Origin of the sequence: Marisediminicola sp. LYQ85 (assembly GCF_046600695.1) — a bacterium.
Taxonomy (GTDB): domain Bacteria; phylum Actinomycetota; class Actinomycetes; order Actinomycetales; family Microbacteriaceae; genus Marisediminicola.
Genome location: NZ_JBKIWO010000001.1, coordinates 1 through 25,358, shown reverse-complemented (window position 1 = coordinate 25,358; position 25,358 = coordinate 1). Strand labels below are relative to the sequence as shown.

Here is a 25,358-nt window from a genome sequence, read left to right as displayed (position 1 = left end):
CGTCGACCGCCGGAACGGGAGGAGAGGAGAGGAGAGGAGCGTGAACCCGCAGGAGCGCCCGTGAACCCGCAGACGCGCTCGTTAAAGAAGAGGGGCGGCACCGGTTGGGGGAAACTGGTGCCGCCACAGCGACGCCTGATTGGGGGGAATCGTCGGCATCGCTCATCGAATCAAATCGACTTCGCCAGTGTAGCTCTCGACCCTGCAAAAAAGGAGAGTGCCGGCGCACCATTTTTCCGCGTCGGGTCGACCGCGCCGCCCCCCGATTCGTCCTGACAGACCCTCGGTCTCTCCCTAGACTCGGTCCACGCCCCAGATGGAGCCCGCCCGGGCTTCTCGAGATCGAAGAGGATCCCCATGGCCAGCAACTCGATCGACAGTTTGCAGCTCGAAACCCGGCGGTTCCCGCCGAGCGAGAGTTTCGCGGAGGGGTCGATCGCGACTCCGTCGCTCTACTCCGAGGCCGCCGACGACAGGCTCGCGTTCTGGGCGAAACAGGCCCGCTCTCTCGTGCACTGGCACAAGGACTTCACCGAGACTCTCGACTGGTCGAACCCCCCGTTCGCGAAGTGGTTCGCCGACGGCGAGCTCAACGTCGCATACAACTGCCTCGACCGACACGTGATCGCGGGCAACGGCGACCGCGTCGCGATCCACTGGGAGGGCGAGCCCGGCGACTCCCGCACCGTCACCTACGCCGAGCTCACGGCCGAGGTCAAACGGGCGGCGAACGCCCTCCTCGACCTCGGCATCGTCGCGGGCGACCGCGTCGCCGTCTACCTCCCGATGATCCCCGAGGCGGTCGTCGCGATGCTCGCCGTCGCGCGCATCGGCGCCGTGCACTCCGTGATCTTCGGCGGGTTCAGCGCCGACAGCTTGCGCGCGAGGATCGACGACGCCGACGCGCGCCTCGTCATCACCGCCGACGGCGGGTGGCGCAAGAACGCCGTGCTTCCGCTCAAACCCGCCGTCGATGCCGCCCTCGCCAAGCCGGGCGAGCACAGCGTCGAGCACGTGCTCGTCGTGCGCCGCGGCGAGAACGAGGTGGAGTGGACGGATGACCGCGACATCTGGTGGCACGATGCGATGGCCGACGCCGCCGACGAGCACGAGGCGCTCGGCTTCGAGGCCGAGCATCCGCTCTTCATCCTCTACACCTCGGGCACGACCGGGAAACCGAAGGGCATTCTGCACACGAGTGGCGGATACCTCACGCAGGTCGCGTTCACGCACAGGAACGTCTTCGATCTGCACCCCGAGTCGGATGTCTACTGGTGCACCGCCGACGTCGGGTGGGTCACGGGCCACAGCTACGTGGTCTACGGGCCGCTCGCCAACGGCGCGACCCAGGTCATGTACGAGGGGGTGCCCGATGCCCCGGAGCCCGGTCGCTGGTGGAAGCTCATCGAGAAGTACCGCGTGAGCATCCTCTACGCGGCGCCGACGGCGATCCGCACGTTCATGAAGCTCGGGCGGGAGATCCCCCAGGCGTCGGATCTCAGCAGTCTGCGTCTGCTCGGCTCGGTCGGTGAGCCGATCAACCCCGAGGCATGGATCTGGTACCGCGAGGTGATCGGGGCCGGCGTCACGCCGATCGTCGACACGTGGTGGCAGACGGAGACGGGGGCGATCATGATCTCCGCCCTCCCCGGGCTCACGACGCTCAAGCCCGGCTCCGCCCAGGTGCCGATCCCCGGGATCACGATCGACGTCCTCGGCGAGGACGGCTCGCGCGTCGACCCGCCCAACGGCGGGCTGCTCGTGGTCTCCGAGCCCTGGCCGTCGATGCTGCGCGGCATCTGGGGTGACCCCGAGCGCTTCCGCGAGACCTACTGGTCGCGCTTCGAGGCTCTCGGCGACGCGAAGTATTTCGCGGGCGACGGGGCGCACGTCGATCCCGACGGCGACATCTGGCTTCTCGGCCGCGTCGACGACGTCATGAACATCTCGGGCCACCGCTTGTCGACGGCGGAGATTGAATCGGCCCTCGTGTCTCACCCGATCGTCGCGGAGGCCGCCGTCGTCGGTGCCGCCGATGAGACGACGGGTCAGGCCGTCGTGGCGTTCGTGATCCTGAGGTCGAAGCAGGCGGCGAAGCAGACCGCGGATGAAGCGTCGACTCTCTTGCGCGGGCACGTGGCCGAGCAGATCGGGGCGATCGCCCGACCGCGGCAGATCTTCATCGTCAATGAGCTGCCCAAGACCCGCTCGGGCAAGATCATGCGGCGGTTGTTGCAGGATGTCGCGGAGGGCCGCGAGATCGGTGACACGACGACCCTCGCCGACACCTCGGTGATGCAGATCATCAGCGACACGATGAAGTAAACGGGCCCACGCGAGCCCGCCGGGGGCGGTCTCTAGGCGAACTCGACGACGAGTTCGACCTCGACGGGCGAGTCGAGCGGAAGCACGGTGACACCGACGGCGCTGCGGGCGTGTGCGCCGACGTCGCCGAAGATCTCGCCGAGCAGCTCGGACGCACCGTTGATGACCCCGGGCTGCCCGGTGAAGTCGGGGGCGGATGCCACGAACCCCACCACTTTGACGACGCGCGTCACACGGTCGAGCGATCCGATGACGGATTCGACGGCCGCGAGGGCGTTGAGCGCGCAGGTCGCGGCGAGCGACTTCGCGTGGTCGGGATCGACCGTCGACCCGACCTTGCCCGTCGCGGCGAGCGCCCCGTCGACCATGGGCAGTTGTCCCGCGGTGAAAACGAGGTTTCCGCTCACGACGGCGGGCACGTAGGCGGCGACGGGGGCGACGACCGCGGGGATCTCGAGCCCGAGTTCGGAGAGCCGCGACTCGATCGACGCCATCACTCGCCGCCGGTCTTCTCGCGCTTGAGGTAGGCGACGAGGCCGCCTTCGGGGCCCGTCACGACCTGCACGAGCTCCCAGCCCTGGTCGCCCCAGTTGTTCAGAATCGCTGCGGTGTTGTGGATCATCAGGGGGGTGGTCAGGTACTCCCACGTGGTCATCTCGGCATCCATTCAGTCAGATTTGGCGGGCGTCGCTTACTCTTGATGATATGTCTGCCCAAAACACCAAGCCTGTCGGCGTGCTCGGGGCCCTCGCCGGTCTGGTCGGGTTGAGCGCTCTCGCAGGCGTCCTCGTGACCGCGATGGTCACCCCCGCTCTCGCCGTGACGAGCATGACGGCGCAAAGCACCGTCGGCATCTTCGACGACCTCCCCGACTACGTGGAGATCAACCAGCAGTCTCAGCGCAACACACTGTGGGCGCTCTCGGGCGGCAAGCAGGTCCCGTTCGCCGAGGTCTTCAATCAGGACCGCGAAGAGGTCGCGTGGGACGACGTCTCGCAGAACGTCAAGGATGCCGCGGTCGCCGCGGAAGACGTGCGCTTCTACGAGCACGGCGGCGTCGACCTCGCGGGGATCACGCGTGCGGCGCTCAACAACGTCACGGGCGGTGACCTCCAGGGCGCATCGACCATCTCGCAGCAGTACGTCAAGAACGCCGCCATCCAGGACGCCCAGAACGCGCCGACGCCCGAAGAGCGCGACGCGCTCGTTCTCGAGGCGCAAGACAACTCGATCGACCGCAAGCTGCGCGAAGCGAAGCTCGCCATCGGTCTCGAGAAGCGCTACACGAAGCAGGAGATCCTGCTCGGCTACCTCAACATCGCCGGGTTCGGCGGCAACACCTACGGCATCGAGGCCGCCGCTCAGCGTTACTACTCCACGTCGGCTGCAGACCTGAACATCGCGCAGGCCGCGAGCCTCATCGCTATCGTCCAGCAGCCCAACCTGCGCAGCCCCAACGACCCCGACAACTGGGAGCGCAACCAGACGCGGCGCGACGTCATCATCGGCACGATGCGTGACGAGGGGATGATCACTCAAGACGAGTACGAGCGCGCGACGAGTTCGACCGTCAACGAGAACTCCATCAAGCTGTCGGCCCCGGCGAGCGGGTGCAACTACGCCACCGGAGCCAAGCAGTTCTGCGACTACGTCGTGCGCAACGTCCCCAACCTCGAGGCCCTGGGAGCCACCCCCGAAGACCGCCAGGCCGCGTGGACCAAGGGCGGCTACGACATCTACACGACGATCGACCTCGACCAGAACGCGCACGCCGAAGGTGTCCTCGCCGCGAACGCTCCCGCGAACGAGACCCGATTCGCTCTCGGCGCGGCCGCATCGACCATCCAGGTCGGCACAGGCCGCATCGTCGTCATGGCGCAGAACAAGCCGTTCGACAACTCCGAGGTGCCGGAAGACCCCACATCGACGGCCGTCAACTTCAACACCGACCGTGACTACGGCGGATCGTCGGGCTTCCAGTCCGGTTCGTCGTACAAGCTCTTCACTCTCGTCGACTGGCTCAAGAACGGCCGCGGGCTCAACGAATTCGTCGACGGAACCCAGCGGGAGTACACCGCGGCGCAACTTCCCGCCGCGTGCTCGCCGGGCAACGCGACCTACACCGTGCGCAACGACGGCGGTGGCAACGCCGGTCGGATGTCGGTGACGCAAGCGACGGCGGGCTCGGTCAACGCGGCCTTCTACGACATGGCGTCAGAACTCGACCTGTGCGAGATCCGCGACACCGCCGTATCGATGGGCGTCCACCGGGCCGACGGCGGCGAGCTGCAGACGTTCGCCCCCATGGTTCTCGGAACCGACGAGGTCGCGCCCCTCACGATGGCGAACGCCTACGCGACCGTTGCGAGCGGCGGCATCCTGTGCCAGCCGATCGCCGTCGACCGCGTCGTCGACCCCGACGGCAACGAGCTCGTCGGTCAGGAGCAGGACTGCGCGCGGGCCATCTCGCCGGAGGTCGCGGCAGCGGCCGCCACCGCGCTCCAGGCCGTCATGAACGGCGGGACCGGTTCGGCCGCCAACCCCTACGACGGAACGCCGCTCATCGGAAAGACCGGAACGGCCGACGCCTTCCACACCTGGATGATCTCGTCGAGCGTCAACCTCGCGACCGCGGTCTGGGTCGGCAACATCCAGGGTCAGCAGTCGCTCCGTGCGATCACCGTCGCGGGCCAGACTGCTGCGAGCGCGCGCTGGCCGATCATGAACAGCATCCTGCAGTCGCTGCACACGAACCCGTCGTATGCGACTCAGACCGGCTTCCCCGAGCCCCCGACGAACCTCCAGCGCGGCCTCACGCAGGCTGTGCCGGATGTCGCGGGCCAGAGCCCTCAGGCCGCACAAGCGCTCCTCGAGGGTGTGGGCCTCGAGTTCGCGCTCGGACAGCCCGTCGCCTCCGACCTCCCCGAGGGCCAGATCGCGTCGTCGAGTCCCGGAGCGGGAGCTCAGGTCTCGCGGGGCTCCGTCGTCGAGGTCAATCCGAGTGACGGGTCCCAGTCGGTCGAAATGCCGAGCCTCAATGGTCGTTCGCCGAGTGAAGCCGTGTCGCTGTTGCGCCGGGCCGGATTCGATCGCGGCAACATCACCGTCGAGTTCGCCGCGGGCGGCACCGAGTGCGAGATCAGCAGCAGCTCGCCCGCCGCGGGCGAAACGGTCTCGACCGAAGACGGCGTGACGATCACGGTCGGTCGGGGAGACTCGGACGAGCGGCCCGACTGCTCGTGACCTCGCGGTCGCGATCCGCGGTCGTCGCGGCGGCCTCGGTCGCCGCGGCCGGCGCGGGGGCACTCGCGTGGGGGGCTCTCGTCGAGAGGAACGCCTTCACGGTTCGTCACGAGACCGTCCCCGTGCTCGCGCCGGGAGCGCGGCCCATCACGGTGCTGCACCTCTCCGACATCCACATGGCCCCGTGGCAACGCTCCAAGCAGGAGTGGTTGCGCGGGCTCGCGGTCTTCGAACCCGACCTCATCGTCAACACCGGTGACAACCTCGGTCATGCAGACGGCATCGCCGGGGTGCGCGAAGCCCTGGAGCCGTTCTCGGGTGTTCCCGGGGTCTTCGTGCACGGGTCGAACGACTATCACGGACCCTCGGCCAAGAACCCGCTGCGATACTTCGCGGGCCCGTCGAGCGTGCCCGACCGAGCCCCGTCGCGCCTCGATACGGCGAGCCTCGACGCGGTGTTCGACGAGTTCGGCTGGCTCTCCCTCGACAACACCGCTCGAGCGATCTCGATGAAGGGCTCGAAGTTCGAGTTCGTCGGAGTCGACGACCCGCACATCGGGCTCGACCGCCTCGACAAGATCCCCGGCGCGCTCGACGAGTTGCGGGAGAACGTCGGCTGGCAGTCCGATCTCACGGGCTCCGATGTCGTGACCATCGGCGTGACACACGCCCCCTATCGCCGCGTTCTCAATTCGCTCGTCACCAACGGCGCCGAGCTGATCTTCGCGGGACACACCCACGGTGGGCAGGTGTGCGTGCCGGGGTATGGCGCCCTCGTGACCAATTGCGACATCCCGCGCGACCAGGTCAAGGGCCTGAGCCTGTGGCATCACGCGTTGCGTGCGGCCTACCTCAACGTCTCCGCGGGACTCGGCACGTCGATCTACGCCCCCGTGCGTTTCGCGTGTCGTCCCGAAGCCGTCGTCGTGACCCTCACGGGTGACGATGTGGGCTATTCTGGGTAGAAGCACGGTCGGTCGCGATCGACGGTGTTGATCGGGGTGTGGCGCAGCTTGGTAGCGCGCTTCGTTCGGGACGAAGAGGTCGTGGGTTCAAATCCCGCTACCCCGACATCAGCACGACACGAATCGCCCTCCTCCGGGAGGGCGATTCGCTCGTTAACGGCTACGCGACCGAGGTCGGCGCACGGCCGACGACCGGCAGATCCCGCCCAGTGCACGGGCGGTGGAAACGGCGAAGGGCCGCACACGATTCGTGTGCGGCCCTTCGGGGTTCAGCGTGCTACTCGGTCTGGTGACGACGCGAGAGCGAACGCACGGCGAGCAGGATGAGACCGAACGCGAGAGCCGCGCCACCGGTCACACCGAGGATCGTCGCGACGCTCGAGCCCGTGAAGGCGAGCTCGTCGGTCTGAGAGTCGGCGGCGACGGCGACGGGGCTCGAGTCGGTCACGGCGACGGTCACGCCACCGCACGATCCGTCGGACATGCCGTCGACCGAGAGGGATCCCGACGACGTGAGCGGGGCGGTGACCTCGACGGTCATCGAACCGTTGGCGGCTGCCGCCGTCGAGAGGGTTCCCGCGGCGGAACCGGTTGCCGCAACGATGTCAGCCGATTCGGCCGACACCCCCGCGACGGCGACGGTCACGTCGGCGTCAGGAGTGAAGTATCCGTCGCTCCACGTGACCGCGAAGGTCTCGCCGGGGGCGACCGAGTAGGAGTCTGCCGCCACGAGGCGCCCGTTGGCGTACTCCTCGTCGATCGGCTGCTCGACGACGACTCCGCCGACGCCGACGCCGCAGTGGCTCTCGGGCTGTGTGGCGGGGGCGGCCATGGCTGCTGTGGGCGCCGCGAGCGCGGCGATGAAGGCCACGCTGAGCGCGGCAATAGTGGGTCGAAGCATCTTCGGGTGATCCTCGTGTTTGGTTATGCGCGCTAGGGACGCGTTCGGGTTCTCGGTTGGGTGTGCGCGAGTGTTGGGTGACACTCGGGCCCGAGATTCGCCATACTACCCCGAAGTTCCGCAATCGCGTGAGGAAATTCTCGTCGGCACCTCGCGAATGAGGGGAGTCACCGTGATGACGGGGTCTGTTGCGCCGTCGGTCGCCGCATCGGCCACCTCGGGAGGAGTCTGTCGAGAGAGCTCTAGTGCGAACTCTACGCTCACCGAGGCCGACGTGGTCGGGGGGAGATCGACGATCACTTGCACCGCGGGTCGGCCGAGGTGCTCGACGGTCTGCGCGTCGGTCGGCGCCCCGTCGACCTCCACCGTCGTCACGCGCGAGCCGACCGGTCCGTAGACGATCGCGCGCGTGCGCACGGTGCCGCGCTCCACACCGAAGACTCCCCCGGCCGTGACGCGCTCCGGTAGGCTCGTGCCCCCGTCGAGCGGCACGCTCGACGCGAGATCGACAGTCGTCGCGTAGGTCGCGAGGCTCTCCGCGTTGCACGCGTCGACGTCGAGGCTCACGTCGGCGTCGAGGTAGATGCCGAGCTTCGCCCCCGTCGCGTCGTTGAAGTACACCCCGATCGCCGTCGCGCCGTCGTTCGTCGCCGGCAGGCCCCCCGCGAGAGTCGTTCCGGCGAGGCGTGCCTGCTCGTCGTCGCGAGCGTTCCAGAGCAGGATGCGGTGTTCCGCACCCCCGCGCGCGAGCGCATCGGCGAGGGCGGCAGGGTCGAGCGAGTCGGTCGAGAGCGTGTCGAAGACGGCGCGCGCGGCATCCGCGAACACGAGATCCTGCGTGTCGGGATCGGGGTATCGCGCGTAGACGTCCGAGAGCAGGAACGGCACGGCGTTGTCGGAGTCGATGACGTCGCCGGTCGAGAGCTCCACGGGGCCGGATGCCTCGAGGAGGTAGCTCAGGAGCACAGGGTCGACGGCGATGACCCCGTCGACGTCGACGCCGTACTGGCGCTCCCACATCGCGGCGATCGCCTCGGCCGCCGTCGCGAAGTCGGGCGTGGAGTTGGTGTTCTGCATGAGGCGCGCGGTGAGACCGCCGTAGAGACTCTGTGTCGCCGCATCGACGTCGATCACGGGATCGGGGTAGGTCGGAAAGGACTCGGCGGATGCTTGCCCCGTGAGCTCGAAGCGGCCGTCCGACGTCGAGACGAGCGCGAGCGAACCCGGTAGCCCCCCGGTCGCCCGCACCTCGGCGTTGTTCTGGAACACGAGCACGTAGTTGCGGTCGCCGTCCGCCCCGAGCGCGGCCGGGAGGAGATCGGCTGCCCGCGACGCCGAGGAGACGAGGGTCGAGGCCTCGGCGAGCACCGACTCGAGTTCGTCGACGGCGTCACCGACCGGCGAGACCACACGCGAGGTGTCGACCGACCGCACAGCGCCCACGGCGCGCTCGAACGAGCGGTCGGCCGCGGTGAGCACGGGCGCGATGCGCTCGAGTGCCTCGATGTCGATCCGACCGTCGACGGGCAGCAACGCCTCCACGGACATCGCCTCGGGATCGCCCACGAGGGGCACGAGAGCGTTGCGGGTCACCTCGTCGAGGCTCGTGATGACCGTGCGGAACGCCTCGAGGTTGGGCCCGACGAACGGCAGCGCCGTCGCGAGCGCGAAGACGGGATCCGAGGTCAACCGCTCCGCGGACACGACGCGCGTCTCGACGTCGCGCACGGCTGCGGCCGCCCCGTCGACGTCGCCCGCGAGGATCGCGGAGCGCGCGACCTCGGCCGCCGGGAGGGCGCCCTCGAGCTCGCCTCGAGCCGCGAGGGAGCGGAATGCGACCCACGCGACGGCCACCGCGAGAACGACGACGACGATGATCGCCGCGAGGAGTGCGCGGCGCCGCCACGGCTGGCGCCCCGCCGAACCGGCGACGACTCCCCCATGACCCTGGGGCAGCGCTGCCTCGGTCACGCGAAGTCGGGATCGGGTGCGGCGCGATAGCTGAACTCGGCCACGCCGCGGCGACCACTCGTCAACGTGCCGCCGCTCTCGTCGAGGTAGCACGCGCCGCAGAGCGACTCGTAGGCCACATCGACGCCGTCGATCGCCACCTGATCGCCGTCGAAGACGAACCGGTCACCGACGCGTCGCGCGTTGAACACGGCCTTGCGGCCGCACCGGCAGATGGTCTTGAGCTCTTCGAGCGAGTGCGCGACCTCGAGCAGGCGCCTGCTCCCCGGAAAGGCCGCAGTCTGAAAATCGGTGCGGATGCCGTAGGCGAGCACCGGAACGTCGTCGAGGATAGCGATGCGTAGGAGGTCGTCGACCTGCGACTCGGTCAAGAACTGCGCCTCGTCCACGAGGAGGCAGCTGACCCGGTCGCCGGTCTCGGCGCGCACCCTCGCCGTCTGCGCCGCGACGAGATCGGCGACGCTGTCGTCGGGAGCGATGACGAAGTCCACGGGGCGCCCGACACCGAGCCTCGAGATGATGGCGGTGTCGCCCTTGGTGTCGATGCGGGGCTTGGCGAGCAGCACGTGCTGGCCGCGCTCCTCGTAGTTGTACGCCGCCTGCAGCATCGCCGTGCTCTTGCCGCTGTTCATCGCGCCGTACCGGAAGTAGAGCTTGGCCACTAGGTGAGATATCCGTCCTCGGCGGCTCTGCGGGTGAGGTCCGCCTTCTTGCTCGCCGGTCTGTCGGCCTTCGCGTATTTCTCGCGGACGCGCCGAATGTATGTCTTCGCGGTCTCGTACTGGACGTTCATCGCGCGAGCGACTTCGACCGTGCTCGAGCCCGACACGTAGAGCCTAAGGGCTTCGGCCTCCCCCGCACTCAACCGCGGGCGCACCGGTCCGACCGCACCGCTCGGGAGAGGCCGCCAGTCGGTCGCCTGGTGGGGGCCGCGCTCGAGCCCCATGACCGCGCGGGCGCCGTCCATGACCTCACGCATGGGAGCCGATTTAAGCAGGAAGGCCGATGCGCCCGCTGCGAGCGCCCGGTCACGCGCCTCGGTCGTGTCGAGGCTCGTGATGACGATGACCTTGGCGCCCGCAGCACGGCACGTGCGCACGCGCGCCTCGATCGAGACCTTCTCTTTGAGCTGGAAGTCGATGAACACGAGGTCGGTCGGAAAGTTGTTGCTGTGCACGAGCTCGAGCCACGTGTGCGCGCTCAGCACGAGGTCGAAGTCGGGGGCGTTGCTGCGGATCCACGAGCTCATACTGTCGAGCAGCATCTCGTGGTCGTCGAGGATCGCGAGGCGCGTGCGTCTCGCCTCCGCGGAAGGATCAGCCTTGGTCAATTCGGAACCTCGCAATGATCGTGCCTGGCGTGACGTCGACGTTCAACGCCGGAAAGGCGATTCGGAGAACGGCGAAGACGGCGTCGTAACGGGAGTGGATGTCGTGGGCCGTCGCCCCGAGGGCGACGGAGATCACGCAGAACGGGCGATCGAGTCTCTTGGTGAGCCGCACGGCGATCCGATCGAGGCTCTGGTCGCCGTCGAGCTCGATGAAGAGTGCCCGGATGGCGCGGCGCTGGGTTTCACTGAACGAGTCGGCGAGCCCGTGCCGGTCGTCGACGACGTGGGGCCACTCCCCCGATCGCACGACGCTGCCGAGCGCGAGGTCGAGCCAGCTGCGTCCGGCCTCCGAAACCATGATGCCGCGGATGTCGTCGGATATCGCTCGCGCGCGCTCACGATCCGAGGCCGTGATCTGACCGCGCTTGATCACCTCGTCGAAGAAGGGGGAGACGTCTCGACCGAGCACGCTCACGCGATCACGCTGCACCGATTTGATGACCGCCGCGGTGACGTCGCCGAGTTCCGCCGCCGCGACCGTCTTCTCCTCGAGGTTCTGTCGCTCGAGCGACGCGATGATGATCGCCGTCGAGGCCGCGACACCGAGGGCGACGCACACGAGCGGTGCCACGACGATGACGACGAAGGCGACGGCCGGGGCATCCGTTGCGGCGGCGTCGCTCTTGATCCACGTGATGGCACCGATCGCGGTCGCCGAGGTCAACGAGAAGACGAGGATCTCGCCCACGGGGCGGTACGCGCCGATCGCGACGATGAGGAGCGCGAGGCTCAGCGCGGGCCAATCGTCGCGAACCCACGGGTCGACACCGCGGAGGCCCCACGCGAGGATGACCGCCGCCGCGATCACGAGCGCGTGCACGGTCACGTGCGAGAGCCGCGTGAAGGGTGCCCGGAGGGGGTTCGACCCGACGGCGACCACGAGCGCTGCGAGAGCGAGCACGCTGAGGGCGAGCAATTCGTATTCGAGGCCGGCCACCCCGACGCCGTCGTCGCGAGTGCGGCTCACGATCGTGACGCCTCCGGCCCACACGACGGATCCGATCGCGAGGATGACACTCGGAATGTGGGAACCCGTCGTCACGGCGGGGTCGACCTGCTGGCGGGTTCGCTCGAATCGCGCGCCGTGCCCCGCCGTCACGACCTCTCCTCGAAGCTCGGCGTCGCGCTCATCGGCCGGGTCGCCTCGAGGGGCGCAGTCGCCTCGAGGGGCACGTCGAGGATGATGGATGTCCCCTCCCCCGGTGTGCTCCAGATCTGCGTCGACCCTCCGAGACGGTCGATGCGGCCGCGAACAGATCCGCTGATGCCGAAGCGGTCCGATCCGACCGCGGCCTCGTCGAACCCGCGACCGGTGTCGATGACCATGACGATGACGCTGTCGTCGGCGGCGTGCACCGCGACCTCGGCGCGATCCTGACCCGAGTGCACACGCACGTTCACGAGGCACTGCTTGACGGCGAGCGAGAGTTCGGCGAGCCGGCCCGAAGGCAACCGCAGAGCCGCGAGGGGATCTCCGCTGAGCTCGACCGTGAGCCCCGATCTCTCGACCTCGGTGACGGCGCGGTAGAGGACGCTGTCTTCCCATTCCGCGACGAGAGTGGAGCTGGTCGATGACTCCGAGAGCCACCCTTCTCCGAGGATGGTCGCGCGGTCGTACTCGATCTGCCGCGCGAGATCGGGGTCGAGGGGTCCGTCGGGCGCGTGCGCGATCGCCGCGAGGTGGCTCAGGACGGTGTCGTGCAGGAGGGCCGCGGCTTTCGCCTCGACGCGCGCCCGCGCGGTCGCGGCGACCTCGTCGTGGGCGGCCTGACGAATGGGGGCGATCGAGAACGCGTCGCGCCGGTTGCCGATCCACGCGAGCGTGAGGAGCACGAGCGACAGGGCGTAGGCGTAGGTGACGAGCGACCAGAACGGGTACACCTCGCCGGTGCCGAGGAGGGCGATGACCCCCGCGGCCGTTCCCGCGAGATAGCCCGCGGTGTTCCAGATCGCCGCGTCGCCGAGCCGTCGTCGGGGTGATCCGACGAGAACGAGGGCGACGTGGGGCAGCGTCACCGCGATGACGTCGAAGAACTCGTTCTCGCTGACATACGGGGCGAAGGTGCCGACGTAGGCCCAGACGGCGAACGATCCCACGACGAGGTAGGCGACCCCCGACATCCAGGACCGCGTCCACACGAGAAGACCGAGACACGCGAGCGTCGCGACGAGAAGACTCGACTTGAGCAGGATCGGGAGGCCGCTGTCGGAGGCGGCGAACACGAGGGCGACGACGAGAGACGCGACGAGGGCCATCGACGCTGTCGCTCGAGATCCGGCGGCGAATGCCCGACCGAGGAGCGGCCCGTCGATGGTGCGCACTTCGTCGCTCACGTGCGCTCCTGTCCGACTCGTCGACGATTCGGGCGCTGACGACCCGGTCGCCCCACGCTAACCCACTCAGCCGACGAACGATGTACCCCGTTCTGGGCATGCTCACGGCGAGATCGCACGTCGGGCGGGCGATGGGGCCGAACGAGAAGCCTCGGCACGTCCCCCATTTGGCCGCCCGACGTCACACGTCGGACCTCCTACAGGTGCGTCAGGCGATGGAGAGCGCCGACTCCGTCGATCGCAGGGTCGTCTTCGCGCGCGTGGCGTCGTCGGACAGGAGGGTGCCGTAGCTCGGGATCATCGCCGTGATGGCGGGAGTCCACTCGGCGATGTGGTCGGGAAAACACCGCTCGAGCACGGTGAGCATGATCGGCACGGCCGTCGAGGCACCGGGCGAGGCCCCGAGCAGTCCCGCGATGGTTCCGTCAGACGCGGCGACGACCTCGGTGCCGAACTGGAGCACCGCACCCTTCTCGGCGTCCTTCTTGATGACCTGCACCCGCTGGCCCGCCGTGATCTGGTACCAGTCGGCCGGGTCCGCCCTGGGAACGAACTCGCGGAGGGCGTCGAACTTGGCTTTCTTCGACGCCGCGACCTGCTTCACGAGATACCAGGTGAGGTCGAGGTTGTCTTTCGCGACAGTGAGCATCGGGATGATGTTGTGGGGCCGGATCGACAGGAAGAGGTCGAGGAGCGACCCGGTTTTGAGGAACTTGGGGCTGAACCCCGCGTACGGCCCGAACATGAGGCTCGCCTCGCCATCGACGACGCGCGTGTCGAGGTGGGGAACCGACATGGGCGGGGAACCGACGGCCGCTTTGCCATAGACCTTCGCACTGTGCTGCGCGACCACCTCGGGCTTGTCGGTGCGGAGGAACTGCCCACTGACCGGGAAACCGCCGAACCCGCGGATCTCCGGTATGCCGGACTTCTGCAGAAGTGAGAGCGCCCCACCGCCCGCGCCGACGAAGACGAAGCGCGCGTGCACGGTCGACCTCGTGGTGCCGACCTCGTCGCGGAGCCCGAGCCGCCACAGACCGCTGCGCTCCTGCTTGAGCGACGTGACCGAGGTCTCCGTCTTGAGCGACCCGCCGTTGCCCGTCACGTAGGAGAACAGTCCCCGGGTGAGGGCTCCGAAGTCGACGTCCGTGCCCACGTCGATGCGCGTCGCCGCGATCGGTTGGTTCTTCGCCCGGCCGGGGATCATCGACGGGACCCAGGATCGGATGACCTCGGCGTCTTCGCTGTACTCCATGCCGGAGAAGAGGGGGTGGTCCGCAAGAGCGTCGAACCTCGCGCGCAAGTAGGCGACATTCGATTCGCCCCAGACGAAGCTCATGTGCGGAACGGGGTTGATGAACGCCGTGGGGTCGGGCAGCACGCCGTCGTTGACGAGGCTCGACCAGAACTGTCGTGAGATCTGGAACTGCTCGTTGACCTTCACGGCGCTCGAGATGTCGATCGACCCGTCCGGGCGCTGGGGCGTGTAGTTGAGCTCGCACAGCGCCGAGTGCCCCGTGCCCGCGTTGTTCCACGGGTTCGACGATTCGAGGGCCACGTCGCTCAATCGCTCGTAGACCGCGATCGACCAGTCCGGTTGAAGCTTCGTGATGAGGGCGCCGAGAGTGGCGCTCATGACTCCTCCGCCGATCAGGGCGACGTCGACCGGCTCAGCTGTGTTCATGACCCCAGTTTACGTTCCGAGACTGTGTCCGTCGGCCGTGAAAGGCCTCCGCATCGTCTCTCGCACGGCTCCCCCGCCCCGTCGTCGCGGTCTCGCGCATCACAGTCCGAGATCGACGAGCGCCGCATCCATGAGCTCGGCCATGTGGCCGTACCCCGCGTCGTTCGGGTGCAGACCGTCGGGCGCCATGAACTCGTCTTGACCCCGGATCCACGTCGATGCCCCGGGGATGTAGTCGGCATCGATCGCCGCTGCGGCGTCGCGCACCCACCCGATGATCGTCTCGACAGAGTCGGGGCGCTCCTCGGTGTACCAGAACGGCTCCACGACGATGAAGCGCGCGTCGGGCAGACCCTCGGTCAGGCGATCGAAGTCGCGCGTGATCTGCGTCTCGATGTCGGCTGCGGCGCGGTCGTACGAGAAGTTGTCGTTGAGCCCCATCGTGACGAACACGATGTCGGGATCCTCCGCGATGATGAGCGCGGGGAGGTCGTCGCCGTCGAATGACTGCCGATTGTTGACGAAGCCGAGCCCGTTGACGCTCGGATTGAACTCGGTCCACCCGCGGTCCTCGGCAATGCGGGTCGACCACCGCTCCGCGGGATCGCTCGCCCCCGTGCCGAGAGTGTAGGAGTCGCCGTAGAACGCGACGACGGGCGCGTTCGGGTCGACGACGGCATCCGCGTCTCCCGAGTCGTCACCGGGCAGCAGGAGAGGGACCACGACGGCTCCGATGAGTGCGACGAGACCGAGCGTCACCCCGAGGGCGAGAAGCGTGCGGCGAGAGGGCATGGTGGTGGTTCGGCGCGGCCGTCAGTTCCGTTTGTCGGCGATGAGTTCGGCGATCTGCACGGCGTTGAGCGCAGCACCCTTGCGCAGGTTGTCGTTGCTGATGAAGAGCGCGAGCCCGCGACCGTCGGGAACCCCCTCGTCGGAGCGGATGCGACCGACGTAGCTGTCGTCGCGACCGGCCGCGTCGAGCGGCGTCGGCACGTCGGCGAGGGTCACCCCGGGCGCACCCTCGAGCAGCTCGTGCGCTCGCTCGACCGAGATCGGCGCCGCGAATTCGGCGTTGATCGAGAGCGAGTGGCCCGTGAAGACGGGCACGCGCACGCACGTGCCGCTCACGAGCAGGGCGGGCAGACCCAGGATCTTGCGGCTCTCGTTGCGGAGCTTCTTCTCCTCGTCGGTCTCGAAGAGTCCGTCGTCGACGATCGACCCCGCGAGCGGGACGACGTCGAACGCGATCGTGCGAGGGAAGGTCACCGGCTCCGGGAACTCGACGGCGCGCCCGTCGTGCACGAGCCCGATGGTGTCGCCCGCGAGCGCGGCTCGCGACTGCTCGAGGAGTTCTTCGCCCCCCTTGAGCCCTGCGCCGGAGACCGCCTGGTAGGTGCTCACGATGAGACGCTCGAGCCCCGCCTCCTCGTGAAGCACCTTGAGCACGGGCATCGCCGCCATGGTCGTGCAATTGGGGTTCGCGATGATGCCCTTGACGGCGTCGTCGACGGCCTCGGGGTTGACCTCGCTCACGACGAGGGGAACCTCGGGGTCCATGCGGAACCCCGACGAGTTGTCGATGACGGTCACCCCCGCGGCAGCGAAGCGCGGCGCCTGGGCCTTCGAGGTCGTCGCCCCCGCAGAGAAGATCGCGATGTCGAGCCCCGCGGGGTCCGCCGTCGCGGCGTCTTCGACGATGACGTCGACCCCGCCGAAATCGAGCGATGTGCCGGCCGACCTGGCCGAGGCGAAGAACCGGATCTCGGCGATGTCGAGACCGCGCTCGAGAACGAGCGTGCGCACGACCGCACCGACCTGTCCGGTCGCGCCCACGACACCGAGACGGATGCCCGTGGTCGACCCGAGGGCGGTCATCGGCCGGTCCCGGCGTAGACGACCGCTTCGACGTCGCCGTCGAGGTCGAACGCGCGGTGCACGACGCGCACGGCCTCGTTGATCGTGTCGGCGCGCGTGACGACGGAGATGCGGATCTCGCTCGTCGAGATCATCTCGATGTTGATTCCCGCGTCGAACAGCGCCGTGAAGAGCTTGGCGGAGACACCCGCGTTCGTGCGCATCCCGGCCCCTACGAGCGCGAGCTTGCCGATCTGGTCGTCGTATTGGAGCGAGTCGAAGCCCACGGCGTCGTGCGCTGCCTCGAGAGCGCGGATGACCGCACCACCCTCGGATTTCGGGAGCGTGAACGAGATGTCGGTTTTGCCGGTCGCCGCGACCGAGACGTTCTGCACGATCATGTCGATGTTGGAGTCGGTCGACGCGACGATCGTGAAGATCTGCGCGGCCTTCCCCGGGATGTCGGGAACCCCGACGACCGTGATCTTGGCCTCGCTCAGGTCGGCGGCGATGCCGGCGATGATCGGCTCTTCCATCGGTGCTCCATCCTCGGGGTTCAGCACGAGAGTGCCTTCGGTGTTGTTGAACGACGACCGTACGTGCAGCGTGACTCCGTGCCGGCGCGCATATTCCACGGCGCGGATATAGAGCACCTTGGCTCCCGCTGCGGCGAGCTCGAGCATTTCCTCGCTCGTGATGCGATCGATCTTGCGGGCTGTCGGCACGACGCGCGGGTCTGCCGTGAAGATTCCGTCGACGTCCGTGTAGATCTCGCACACGTCGGCGTCGAGCGCGGCGGCGAGGGCGACGGCCGTCGTGTCGGACCCGCCGCGGCCGAGCGTCGTGATGTCTCCCGTGCCCCGATTGAACCCCTGGAAGCCGGCGACGATCGCGACCGCGCCGACGTCGAGTGCTTCGCGAACGCGCCCCGGGCTCACGTCGACGATGCGCGCGCGACCGTGGCGGGCATCCGTGATCATTCCGGCCTGACTGCCCGTGTAGCTCCGAGCCTCGAGGCCGAGGCCCTTGATCGCCATGGCGAGGAGCGCCATCGAGATGCGCTCCCCCGCGGTGAGGAGCATGTCGAGTTCTCGGCCGGACGGCATCGGGGTCACGCTCTCGGCGAGGTCGACGAGCTCGTCGGTCGTGTCGCCCATCGCCGAGACCACGACGACGACGTCGTGCCCGGCTTTGCGCGTCTCGACGATCCGCTTCGCCACTCGCTTGACGCCCTCGGCGTCGGCGACGGACGAACCGCCGTACTTCTGCACGATCAAACTCACGCGGACTCCTCGTGGGTGGGTGGGGCCTTCGCGGCCGACAACCGATTCTAGTGTTCGGTCGTCAGTGTTCGACTGTGCGTCGACCCTCGAAAGCCCGACCGAGGGTGACCTCGTCGGCGTATTCGAGGTCGCCGCCCACGGGCAGACCGGAGGCCAGTCGCGAGACGGTGAGCTCCATGTGCATGAGAAGCCGCGAGAGGTAGGTCGCGGTCGCTTCGCCCTCGAGGTTGGGGTCGGTCGCGATGATGACCTCGGTCACGGTGCCGTCGGCGAGACGCTGCATGAGCTGACGGATGCGCAAGTCGTCGGGTCCGATGCCGTCGATGGGCGAGATGGCGCCCCCGAGCACGTGGTACAGCCCGCGGAACTCTCGCGTGCGCTCGATCGCCACGACGTCTTTCGCCTCTTCGACGACGCAGATGGTCGCGAGCGAGCGGCGAGGGTCACGACAGATTCCGCACGTCTCCTGCTCGGAGACGTTGCCGCACACGGCGCAGAACCGCACCTTCTCTTTGACGTCCATGAGCACTTGCGCGAGCCGCGTCACGTCGAAGGTCTCGGTCTGCAGGATGTGGAACGCGATGCGCTGAGCCGACTTCGGACCGACACCCGGGAGGCGGCCCAGTTCGTCGATGAGCTCTTGGACGATTCCCTCGTACACGGTCAGTCACCCCTCGGTGTGACGCGCGGGGCGACGCTGAGCTCTTCGATGAAGCTCGCGCCCAGGATCTCGCGCACGACGGACTCTCCGTAGCGTCGCTTGTCGAGCTCGGGGCGCGCGGGCGCACGCGGGGCAGCTCGAGGGGCGGGTTCCTCTCGGGCGGGCGGGGCGGCAGGTGCGGCTGCTCCTGCTCCCGCTCCCGCGGGAGGAGTGGCACCGACGATGGGGGAATCGTCGGGCTCGAACTCCGGCTCGGGCTCACGGTCGGCCTCGTCGACGGGCTCCGGAACGACGATCGGCTCGCGAGTCGCTGCGGAGGCTGCCCCGGCCGAGCGCAACGGCTCCGGCGCCCGGTTGGCCGCGGGTGCTGCCTCCCTCGTGTCGGAGTCGGAAGCGGAACCGGGGTCGGAACCGGGCACGGCGACGGTCGCCCACGTCGTGGCCGGCGCCGCCGTCGCGGTGTGCAATGGCGGCGTCTGGGCTCGCCGTGTCGGGGCTGCAGGCGTCTGGGCCGCCGGTGTCTGGGCCGCCGGCGTCTGCACTGGCGGCGCAGACGCCACGCCCGCCGCATCGTCGTTCACCGGCGCGACGTCGGGCTGCGAGAGCGCGGGGGCAGAATCCCGCTTGGCCGAGGCATCCACTCTCGCGACGAACTTGACCCTGAGGCCGAGCACCTCGACGATCGCGTTGCGGAGGTATTCGCTCACGCCGTGACCCGCGGTCTGCTGCTTGAAGCTCGTGACGTCGTTCTCGCTCACGAACGAGAGGTAGAGCACGTCGTCGCGCAGATCGAGCACGTGTGCCGTGTAGACGACCATCCACGCGGCCCGCTTGGCCTTCTGCACGGCCTCGAGGATCTCGGGCCACGCGTCTTTGACGTGCTGCAGGGTCACGGGGGCTGCGGGGGCCACGGGGGCCGGCGCGTCGGGGGCATCCTCGTGAACGTCGGCGACGGATGTCGGTTGCACGGGCTCGACGGGCCGGTCAGGCTCCCCGGCGGGCGGGACAGCGGGTGCGGCGGCGGCCTCGACCTCGACCTCGACGGGAGGCTCGGCGGGAGGCTGTTGCGGGGCGGGCTGTTGGCTGGCGAGCTGTTCGCTGGCCCGCTGTTCGCTGGCAGGGGCCGGCACGGCTGCCCGAACGGATGCGGGCGGCGCTGCACCTTCGGGGCTCTCGATCCCGATGCGGCGCTCGAGGCGCTCCACTCTCGCGAGGGCGCCGCGCTCGGTCTCGTCGCTCGCGGGCACGAGAACCCGCGCGATCATCAGTTCGAGATGCAGTCGCGGCGACGTCGCGCCCGTCATCTCGGTGAGGGCCGCGTTGACGACGTCGGCCGCCCGACTCAGCCCAGCGGTGCCGAACATGGCGGCCTGCTGCGACATCCGATCGAGTTCTTCGGGTTCGACGCCCCGCAGCACGGAGGCGGCCGCGTCGAGTGACCCGCCGAACGACACGGCGCCGACGATCACGAGGTCGCGCAGTCGTTCGAGGAGGTCCTCGACGAAGCGGCGGGGGTCTTGGCCGGTCTGGATCACGCGGTCGACGGCGGCGAACGCCGCGGCGGCGTCCCGGGCCCCGAGAGCGTCGACGACCTCGCTCAAGAGGGCTCCGTGCGTGTAGCCGAGAAGGGCGACCGCTCGCTCGTATTGCACGGTCGTGGTGTCGGATCCCGCGATGAGCTGATCGAGCAGCGAGAGTGTGTCTCGCACGCTTCCGCCACCCGCACGCACGACGAGGGGGAGCACGCCCGCCTCGACCTCGACCTTCTCGCTCTCGCACAGCTGCTGGAGGTACTCGAGCATCTGCGCCGGTGGCACGAGCCGGAAGGGGTAGTGGTGGGTGCGCGAACGGATGGTGCCGATGACCTTGTCTGGCTCGGTCGTCGCGAAGATGAACTTGATGTGCTCCGGTGGTTCTTCGACGATCTTGAGCAGGGCGTTGAAGCCCTGGGGGGTGACCATGTGCGCTTCGTCGAGGATGAAGATCTTGTAGCGGTCCCGCGCGGGCGCGAAGACGGCGCGCTCTCGCAGATCACGTGCGTCGTCGACGCCGTTGTGGCTCGCGGCGTCGATCTCGACGACGTCGAGGGAGCCCGCACCGTCGCGGCTCAACTCGACGCAACTGGGGCACACGCCGCACGGGGTGTCGGTGGGGCCCTCGACGCAATTGAGGCAGCGCGCGAGGATTCGGGCGGATGTGGTCTTGCCGCACCCTCGAGGCCCGCTGAAGAGGTAGGCGTGGTTGACGCGATCCGAACGCAGCGCGGTGCGCAGCGGGTCGGTCACTTGAGATTGCCCGATCAACTCGGCGAAGGTTTCGGGCCGATACCGGCGATAGAGAGCTGTGACCACGGTCTACAGCGTACTCGCGGCGTGCGACACGACAGGGCGAGCGCACACAGGGGAAGCCCGTGCGAGTGGGGTTCGCACGGGCTTCCGGTCTGTGCCGACGATGCGGCGTGGGGATGGGGCGCGATCAGCCGCGGGCGGCCTCCCGGAGGCCTCTGCGGCGAACCGTCGCGAGCGCGAACCCGAGCAGGAGCAACGCGAGGGCGAGGGTTCCGAGTGCCCCGCCATCCGACCCTGTTGTCGCGAGGACCGGCGGCGTGGATCCCGAGCCGCCCGCCGGTGCCGAATCACCGGGCGTCTGCCCGCCTGGGGTCGGGCCATCCGGGGTCGGCGCGGCTCCGAACGTGAAGCCGTCGGCGACCACGACCGTGTCGCATCCGGGGGCCCCGATCACACTCACGTCGACCGTTCCCGACCCGGCGGGCGTCACCGCTTCGATCCGGGTGTCGGAGAGCACCGTGAACGATGCAGCCGACGTGTCACCGAAGAGCACGTCCGTCGCACCCGTGAAACACGTTCCCGTGATGATGACCGTGGTCCCTCCGGTCTCCGGACCGGCGTCGGGCGTCACCGACGGAACGTCGTCGACCGTGCCGTCGTCGAAATGCTCGAAGTCGAGCGGGTTCGACGGTCCGACGGCCGTCTCGACGACGACGTCGTGGAGGTCGGGATCGTTCGGTGCGGTCACCGCCGTGATGACGGTGTCGGAGAGCACGGTGAACCGGAGCACCGGCACGCCACCGATGGTCACGTCGGTCGTGCCCGTGAAGCCGCTTCCCGTGATGGTCACGGTCGTGCCACCTGATGCGGGACCGCGGTCAGGAGTGAGGGAGAGGGCGAGTGGCGCGGGCGTTTCGATGTAGGTGAAGTCGAGGGGATCCGAATCCCCATTCGGACTCACCACCACCACATCAACGGTGCCCGCCGTGCCTGCGGGGCTCGTCACGACGATCTCCGTGTCAGACACGACCTCGAACTCCGTGCCCGCAACACCGTCGAACGTCACCCCCGTCGCACCCGTGAAATCGGTGCCCGTGATCGTCACGATCGTGCCCCCAGCCTCGGGACCACTCTCCGGATCCAACGACACAGCCGACGCCGCAGGCTCGAACTCGAACCCGTCCTCGATCGTCCCCTCACCACACTCACCGAGACCCACGACCGTGACATCGACGACACCCGTGCCCGCCGGAACGATCGCCGTGATCTCCGTGTCAGACAGGACCTCGAAACTCGTCGCCGACACCCCACCGAACAGAACATCCGTCGCACCCGTGAAACACGACCCGACAATGGTGACCTCGACGCCCCCAGCCTCCGGACCCGAACCCGGCTCCACCTCATCGACCGTCGTCACCGCGAAATACGTGAAATCGACCGGAGCAGACGACCCTGCAGGCGACAGCACGACCACATCCACGACACCCACCGGATTCGCCGGCGACGTCACGACGATCTCCGTGTCAGACACGACCTCGAACTCCGTGCCCTCGACACCGTCGAAGGTGACACCGGTCGCACCCGTGAAATCGGTGCCGGTGATCGTCACCTCGGTGCCGCCGACCTCAGGGCCCCGATCGGGATCGATGTCCGCGACGGCCGGGACCACGACGTAGGTGAAGTCGATCGGCGCCGAGTCGGCATCCGGCGTGACCACGACCACGTCGACGGTTCCCGCCGTGCCCGCGGGGCTCGTCACGACGATCTCCGTGTCGGAGACGACCTCGAAGTCCGTGCCCTCGACACCATCGAACGTCACACCCGTCGCACCCGTGAATCCAGTGCCGACGATCGTCACCCCGGTGCCACCCGCCTCCGGGCCACTGTCAGGATCGATCTCGACGATCACCGGAACCGCGAAGTAGGTGAAGTCGACCGGAACAGAATCGCCATCGGGGTGCAACACCACGACATCGACCGGTCCGACGGGGTTCGCGGGAGTGGTAACGAGGATCTCGGTGTCGGAGACGACCTCGAAGTCCGTGCCCTCGACACCATCGAACGTGACACCCGTCGCACCCGTGAAGTCGGTGCCCGTGATCGTCACCTCGGTGCCGCCGACCTCAGGGCCCCGATCGGGATCGATGTCCGCGACGGCCGGGACCACGACGTAGGTGAAGTCGATCGGCGCCGAGTCGGCATCCGGAGTGCTGACGACGACATCCGCGATTCCGGCAGTGCCGGCGGGGCTCGTGACCGTGATCTCGGTGTCGGAGACGACCTCGAAGTCCGTGCCCTCGACACCGTCGAACGTCACACCCGTAGCACCCGTGAATCCAGTGCCGGTGATCGTCACCTCGGTGCCGCCCGCCTCCGGGCCACTGTCAGGATCGATCTCGACGGCAACCGGGACCGCGAAGTAGGTGAAGTCGAGAGGCGCCGAATCGACGTCCGGAGTGATCACGACGACCTCCGCGACACCCGTGCCCGCCGGCGACGTCACGGTGATCTCGGTGTCGGAGACGACCTCGAAGTCCGTTCCCTCGACACCGTCGAAGGTGACACTCGTCGCATCGGTGAACCCCGTGCCCGTGATCGTCACGACCGTGTCACCGGCTTCCGGGCCACGATCCGGGTCGAGCTCCGCGATCACGGGAACCGCGAAATAGGTGAAGTCGAGAGGCGCCGAGTCGACGTCGGGAGTGATGACGACGACCTCCGCGACACCCGTGCCGGGCGGCGACGTCACGGTGATCTCGGTGTCGGAGACGACCTCGAAGTCCGTGCCCTCGACACCGCCGAAGGTCACGCCGGTCGCGGCGCTCAAGCCCGTGCCCGTGATGGTGACGATCGTGTCACCGGCTTCCGGGCCACGATCGGGGTCGAGTTCGGAGATGACCGGCACGGCGAAGTAGGTGAAGTCGACAGGTTCGGACGACACGTCGGGTGTGACGACGACGACTTCCACGACACCCGTGCCCGCCGGCGACGTCACGGTGATCTCGGTGTCGGAGACGACCTCGAAGTCCGTTCCCTCGACACCGTCGAACGTCACACCGGTCGCGCCGGTGAAGTTCGTTCCGATGATCGTGACCTCAGTGCCACCCGCCTCGGGGCCGGTGTCCGGGTCGATGAGCACGATCACCGGGAGCGCGAAGTAGGTGAAGTCGACCGGAGCCGAATCGACATCGGGAGAGAGGACGACGACATCCACGGTTCCCGCCGTGCCGGCGGGGCTCGTCACGGTGATCTCCGTGTCGGAGACGACCTCGAAGTCCGTGCCCTCGACACCGTCGAAGGTCACACCCGTGGCATCGGTGAAGCCCGTGCCCGTGATGGTCACCCCGGTGCCTCCGGCCTCGGGTCCACGATCGGGATCGAGGTCGGCGATCACGGGCACGGCGAAGTAGGTGAAGTCCACCGGAGCCGAGTCGACGTCGGGAGAGAGGACGACGACATCCGCGGTGCCGGCCGTGCCTGCGGGGCTCGTCACGGTGATCTCCGTGTCAGACACGACCTCGAAGTCCGTGCCCTCGACACCGTCGAAGGTCACACCGGTCGCCCCCGTGAACCCGGTGCCGACGATCGTCACCTCGGTGCCACCGACCTCCGGTCCGCGGTCGGGATCGATCTCGACGGCGACCGGGATCGCGAAGTAGGTGAAGTCGACCGGAGCAGAGTTTCCGTCGGGGTGCAGCACCACGACGTCGACCGTGCCCGCCGGGTTCGCGGGAGTCGTGACGGTGATCTCGGTGTCGGAGACGACCTCGAAGTCCGTTCCCTCGACACCGTCGAACGTCACCCCGGTTGCACCCGTGAAGTCGGTGCCCGTGATCGTCACCTCGGTGCCCCCGACCTCGGGACCGCGGTCGGGATCGATCTCGGCGACCGCGGGAACCACGATGTAGGTGAAGTCGAGGGGATCCGAATCCCCATTCGGACTCACCACCACCACATCAACGGTGCCCGCCGTGCCTGCGGGGCTCGTCACGACGATCTCCGTGTCAGACACGACCTCGAACTCCGTGCCCGCAACACCGTCGAACGTCACCCCCGTCGCACCCGTGAAATCGGTGCCCGTGATCGTCACGATCGTGCCCCCAGCCTCGGGACCACTCTCCGGATCCAACGACACAGCCGACGCCGCAGGCTCGAACTCGAACCCGTCCTCGATCGTCCCCTCACCACACTCACCGAGACCCACGACCGTGACATCGACGACACCCGTGCCCGCCGGAACGATCGCCGTGATCTCCGTGTCAGACAGGACCTCGAAACTCGTCGCCGACACCCCACCGAACAGAACATCCGTCGCACCCGTGAAACACGACCCGACAATGGTGACCTCGACGCCCCCAGCCTCCGGACCCGAACCCGGCTCCACCTCATCGACCGTCGTCACCGCGAAATACGTGAAATCGACCGGAGCAGACGACCCTGCAGGCGACAGCACGACCAC

The 25,358-nt window shown here is 68.3% G+C and carries 18 protein-coding genes and 1 tRNA gene; 4 read left to right on the top strand and 15 right to left on the bottom strand.

Annotation, left to right across the window (positions count from 1 at the left end; translation table 11 throughout):
- The first annotated feature begins 357 nt into the window (after positions 1 to 357).
- Positions 358 to 2,325, top strand: a complete 1,968-nt coding sequence (acs, locus tag ACLHG5_RS00095; protein ID WP_411317497.1) for an acetate--CoA ligase — start codon at positions 358 to 360, stop codon at positions 2,323 to 2,325.
- Between the two features lie 32 nt (positions 2,326 to 2,357).
- Here the strand turns inward: acs and ACLHG5_RS00090 are convergent, their stop codons facing one another.
- Positions 2,358 to 2,819, bottom strand: coding sequence for a RidA family protein (locus ACLHG5_RS00090; protein ID WP_411318392.1), 462 nt, complete (start codon positions 2,817 to 2,819; stop codon positions 2,358 to 2,360).
- Positions 2,819 to 2,992, bottom strand: coding sequence for a hypothetical protein (locus tag ACLHG5_RS00085; RefSeq protein ID WP_411316343.1), 174 nt, complete (start codon positions 2,990 to 2,992; stop codon positions 2,819 to 2,821). The genes ACLHG5_RS00090 and ACLHG5_RS00085 overlap by 1 nt, the downstream gene beginning before the upstream one ends.
- A gap of 38 nt (positions 2,993 to 3,030) precedes the next feature.
- Here ACLHG5_RS00085 and ACLHG5_RS00080 point away from each other — a divergent pair, with 38 nt between their 5' ends.
- From ACLHG5_RS00080 to ACLHG5_RS00070, 3 genes are all read left to right on the top strand, one after another.
- Entirely contained in the window at positions 3,031 to 5,568 is a 2,538-nt protein-coding gene (locus ACLHG5_RS00080) for a transglycosylase domain-containing protein (RefSeq protein ID WP_411316251.1), read from the top strand.
- Positions 5,565 to 6,533, top strand: coding sequence for a metallophosphoesterase (locus ACLHG5_RS00075; protein ID WP_411317496.1), 969 nt, complete (start codon positions 5,565 to 5,567; stop codon positions 6,531 to 6,533). The genes ACLHG5_RS00080 and ACLHG5_RS00075 overlap by 4 nt, the downstream gene beginning before the upstream one ends.
- A 32-nt stretch (positions 6,534 to 6,565) precedes the next feature.
- Positions 6,566 to 6,639 (top strand) — tRNA-Pro (locus tag ACLHG5_RS00070).
- A gap of 171 nt (positions 6,640 to 6,810) precedes the next feature.
- Here the strand turns inward: ACLHG5_RS00070 and ACLHG5_RS00065 are convergent.
- From ACLHG5_RS00065 to ACLHG5_RS00005, 13 genes are all read right to left on the bottom strand, one after another.
- Positions 6,811 to 7,434, bottom strand: a complete 624-nt coding sequence (locus ACLHG5_RS00065) for a hypothetical protein (RefSeq protein ID WP_411316252.1) — start codon at positions 7,432 to 7,434, stop codon at positions 6,811 to 6,813.
- 105 nt (positions 7,435 to 7,539) lie between these two features.
- Entirely contained in the window at positions 7,540 to 9,405 is a 1,866-nt protein-coding gene (locus ACLHG5_RS00060; RefSeq protein WP_411317495.1) for a DUF4012 domain-containing protein, read from the bottom strand.
- Positions 9,402 to 10,067 carry a thymidine kinase gene (locus ACLHG5_RS00055; protein WP_411316254.1) on the bottom strand — a complete coding sequence of 222 codons (666 nt, stop codon included), beginning with the start codon at positions 10,065 to 10,067 and terminating at the stop codon, positions 9,402 to 9,404. Before ACLHG5_RS00055 ends, ACLHG5_RS00060 begins: the two co-directional genes overlap by 4 nt.
- The gene (locus tag ACLHG5_RS00050) at positions 10,067 to 10,735 is read right to left on the bottom strand and encodes a response regulator (RefSeq protein ID WP_411316256.1); all 669 of its coding nucleotides are present in this window, start codon (positions 10,733 to 10,735) and stop codon (positions 10,067 to 10,069) included. The genes ACLHG5_RS00055 and ACLHG5_RS00050 overlap by 1 nt, the downstream gene beginning before the upstream one ends.
- Positions 10,722 to 11,894, bottom strand: coding sequence for a hypothetical protein (locus ACLHG5_RS00045; RefSeq protein ID WP_411316257.1), 1,173 nt, complete (start codon positions 11,892 to 11,894; stop codon positions 10,722 to 10,724). The genes ACLHG5_RS00050 and ACLHG5_RS00045 overlap by 14 nt, the downstream gene beginning before the upstream one ends.
- Positions 11,891 to 13,129, bottom strand: a complete 1,239-nt coding sequence (locus tag ACLHG5_RS00040; protein ID WP_411316258.1) for a sensor histidine kinase — start codon at positions 13,127 to 13,129, stop codon at positions 11,891 to 11,893. Before ACLHG5_RS00040 ends, ACLHG5_RS00045 begins: the two co-directional genes overlap by 4 nt.
- Positions 13,130 to 13,337: 208 nt before the next feature.
- A complete protein-coding gene (locus ACLHG5_RS00035) occupies positions 13,338 to 14,813 on the bottom strand; it encodes a malate:quinone oxidoreductase (protein WP_411317494.1) in 1,476 nt (491 codons plus the stop codon).
- Positions 14,814 to 14,912: 99 nt separating this feature from the next.
- On the bottom strand, positions 14,913 to 15,605 hold the full coding sequence (locus ACLHG5_RS00030) for an SGNH/GDSL hydrolase family protein (protein WP_411317493.1): 693 nt from the start codon (positions 15,603 to 15,605) through the stop codon (positions 14,913 to 14,915).
- 21 nt (positions 15,606 to 15,626) lie between these two features.
- Entirely contained in the window at positions 15,627 to 16,688 is a 1,062-nt protein-coding gene (locus ACLHG5_RS00025) for an aspartate-semialdehyde dehydrogenase (RefSeq protein WP_411317492.1), read from the bottom strand.
- Entirely contained in the window at positions 16,685 to 17,950 is a 1,266-nt protein-coding gene (locus tag ACLHG5_RS00020; RefSeq protein ID WP_411316263.1) for an aspartate kinase, read from the bottom strand. The genes ACLHG5_RS00025 and ACLHG5_RS00020 overlap by 4 nt, the downstream gene beginning before the upstream one ends.
- Positions 17,951 to 18,011: 61 nt before the next feature.
- On the bottom strand, positions 18,012 to 18,611 hold the full coding sequence (gene recR / locus ACLHG5_RS00015) for a recombination mediator RecR (protein ID WP_411316264.1): 600 nt from the start codon (positions 18,609 to 18,611) through the stop codon (positions 18,012 to 18,014).
- 2 nt (positions 18,612 to 18,613) lie between these two features.
- Positions 18,614 to 20,962 (bottom strand): DNA polymerase III subunit gamma and tau, encoded by a 2,349-nt coding sequence (locus tag ACLHG5_RS00010; RefSeq protein ID WP_411317491.1) that lies wholly within the window; start codon positions 20,960 to 20,962, stop codon positions 18,614 to 18,616.
- Positions 20,963 to 21,086: 124 nt separating this feature from the next.
- Positions 21,087 to 25,358: IPT/TIG domain-containing protein (locus ACLHG5_RS00005; RefSeq protein WP_411317490.1), on the bottom strand; the 4,272-nt coding region annotated here is incomplete at its 5' end.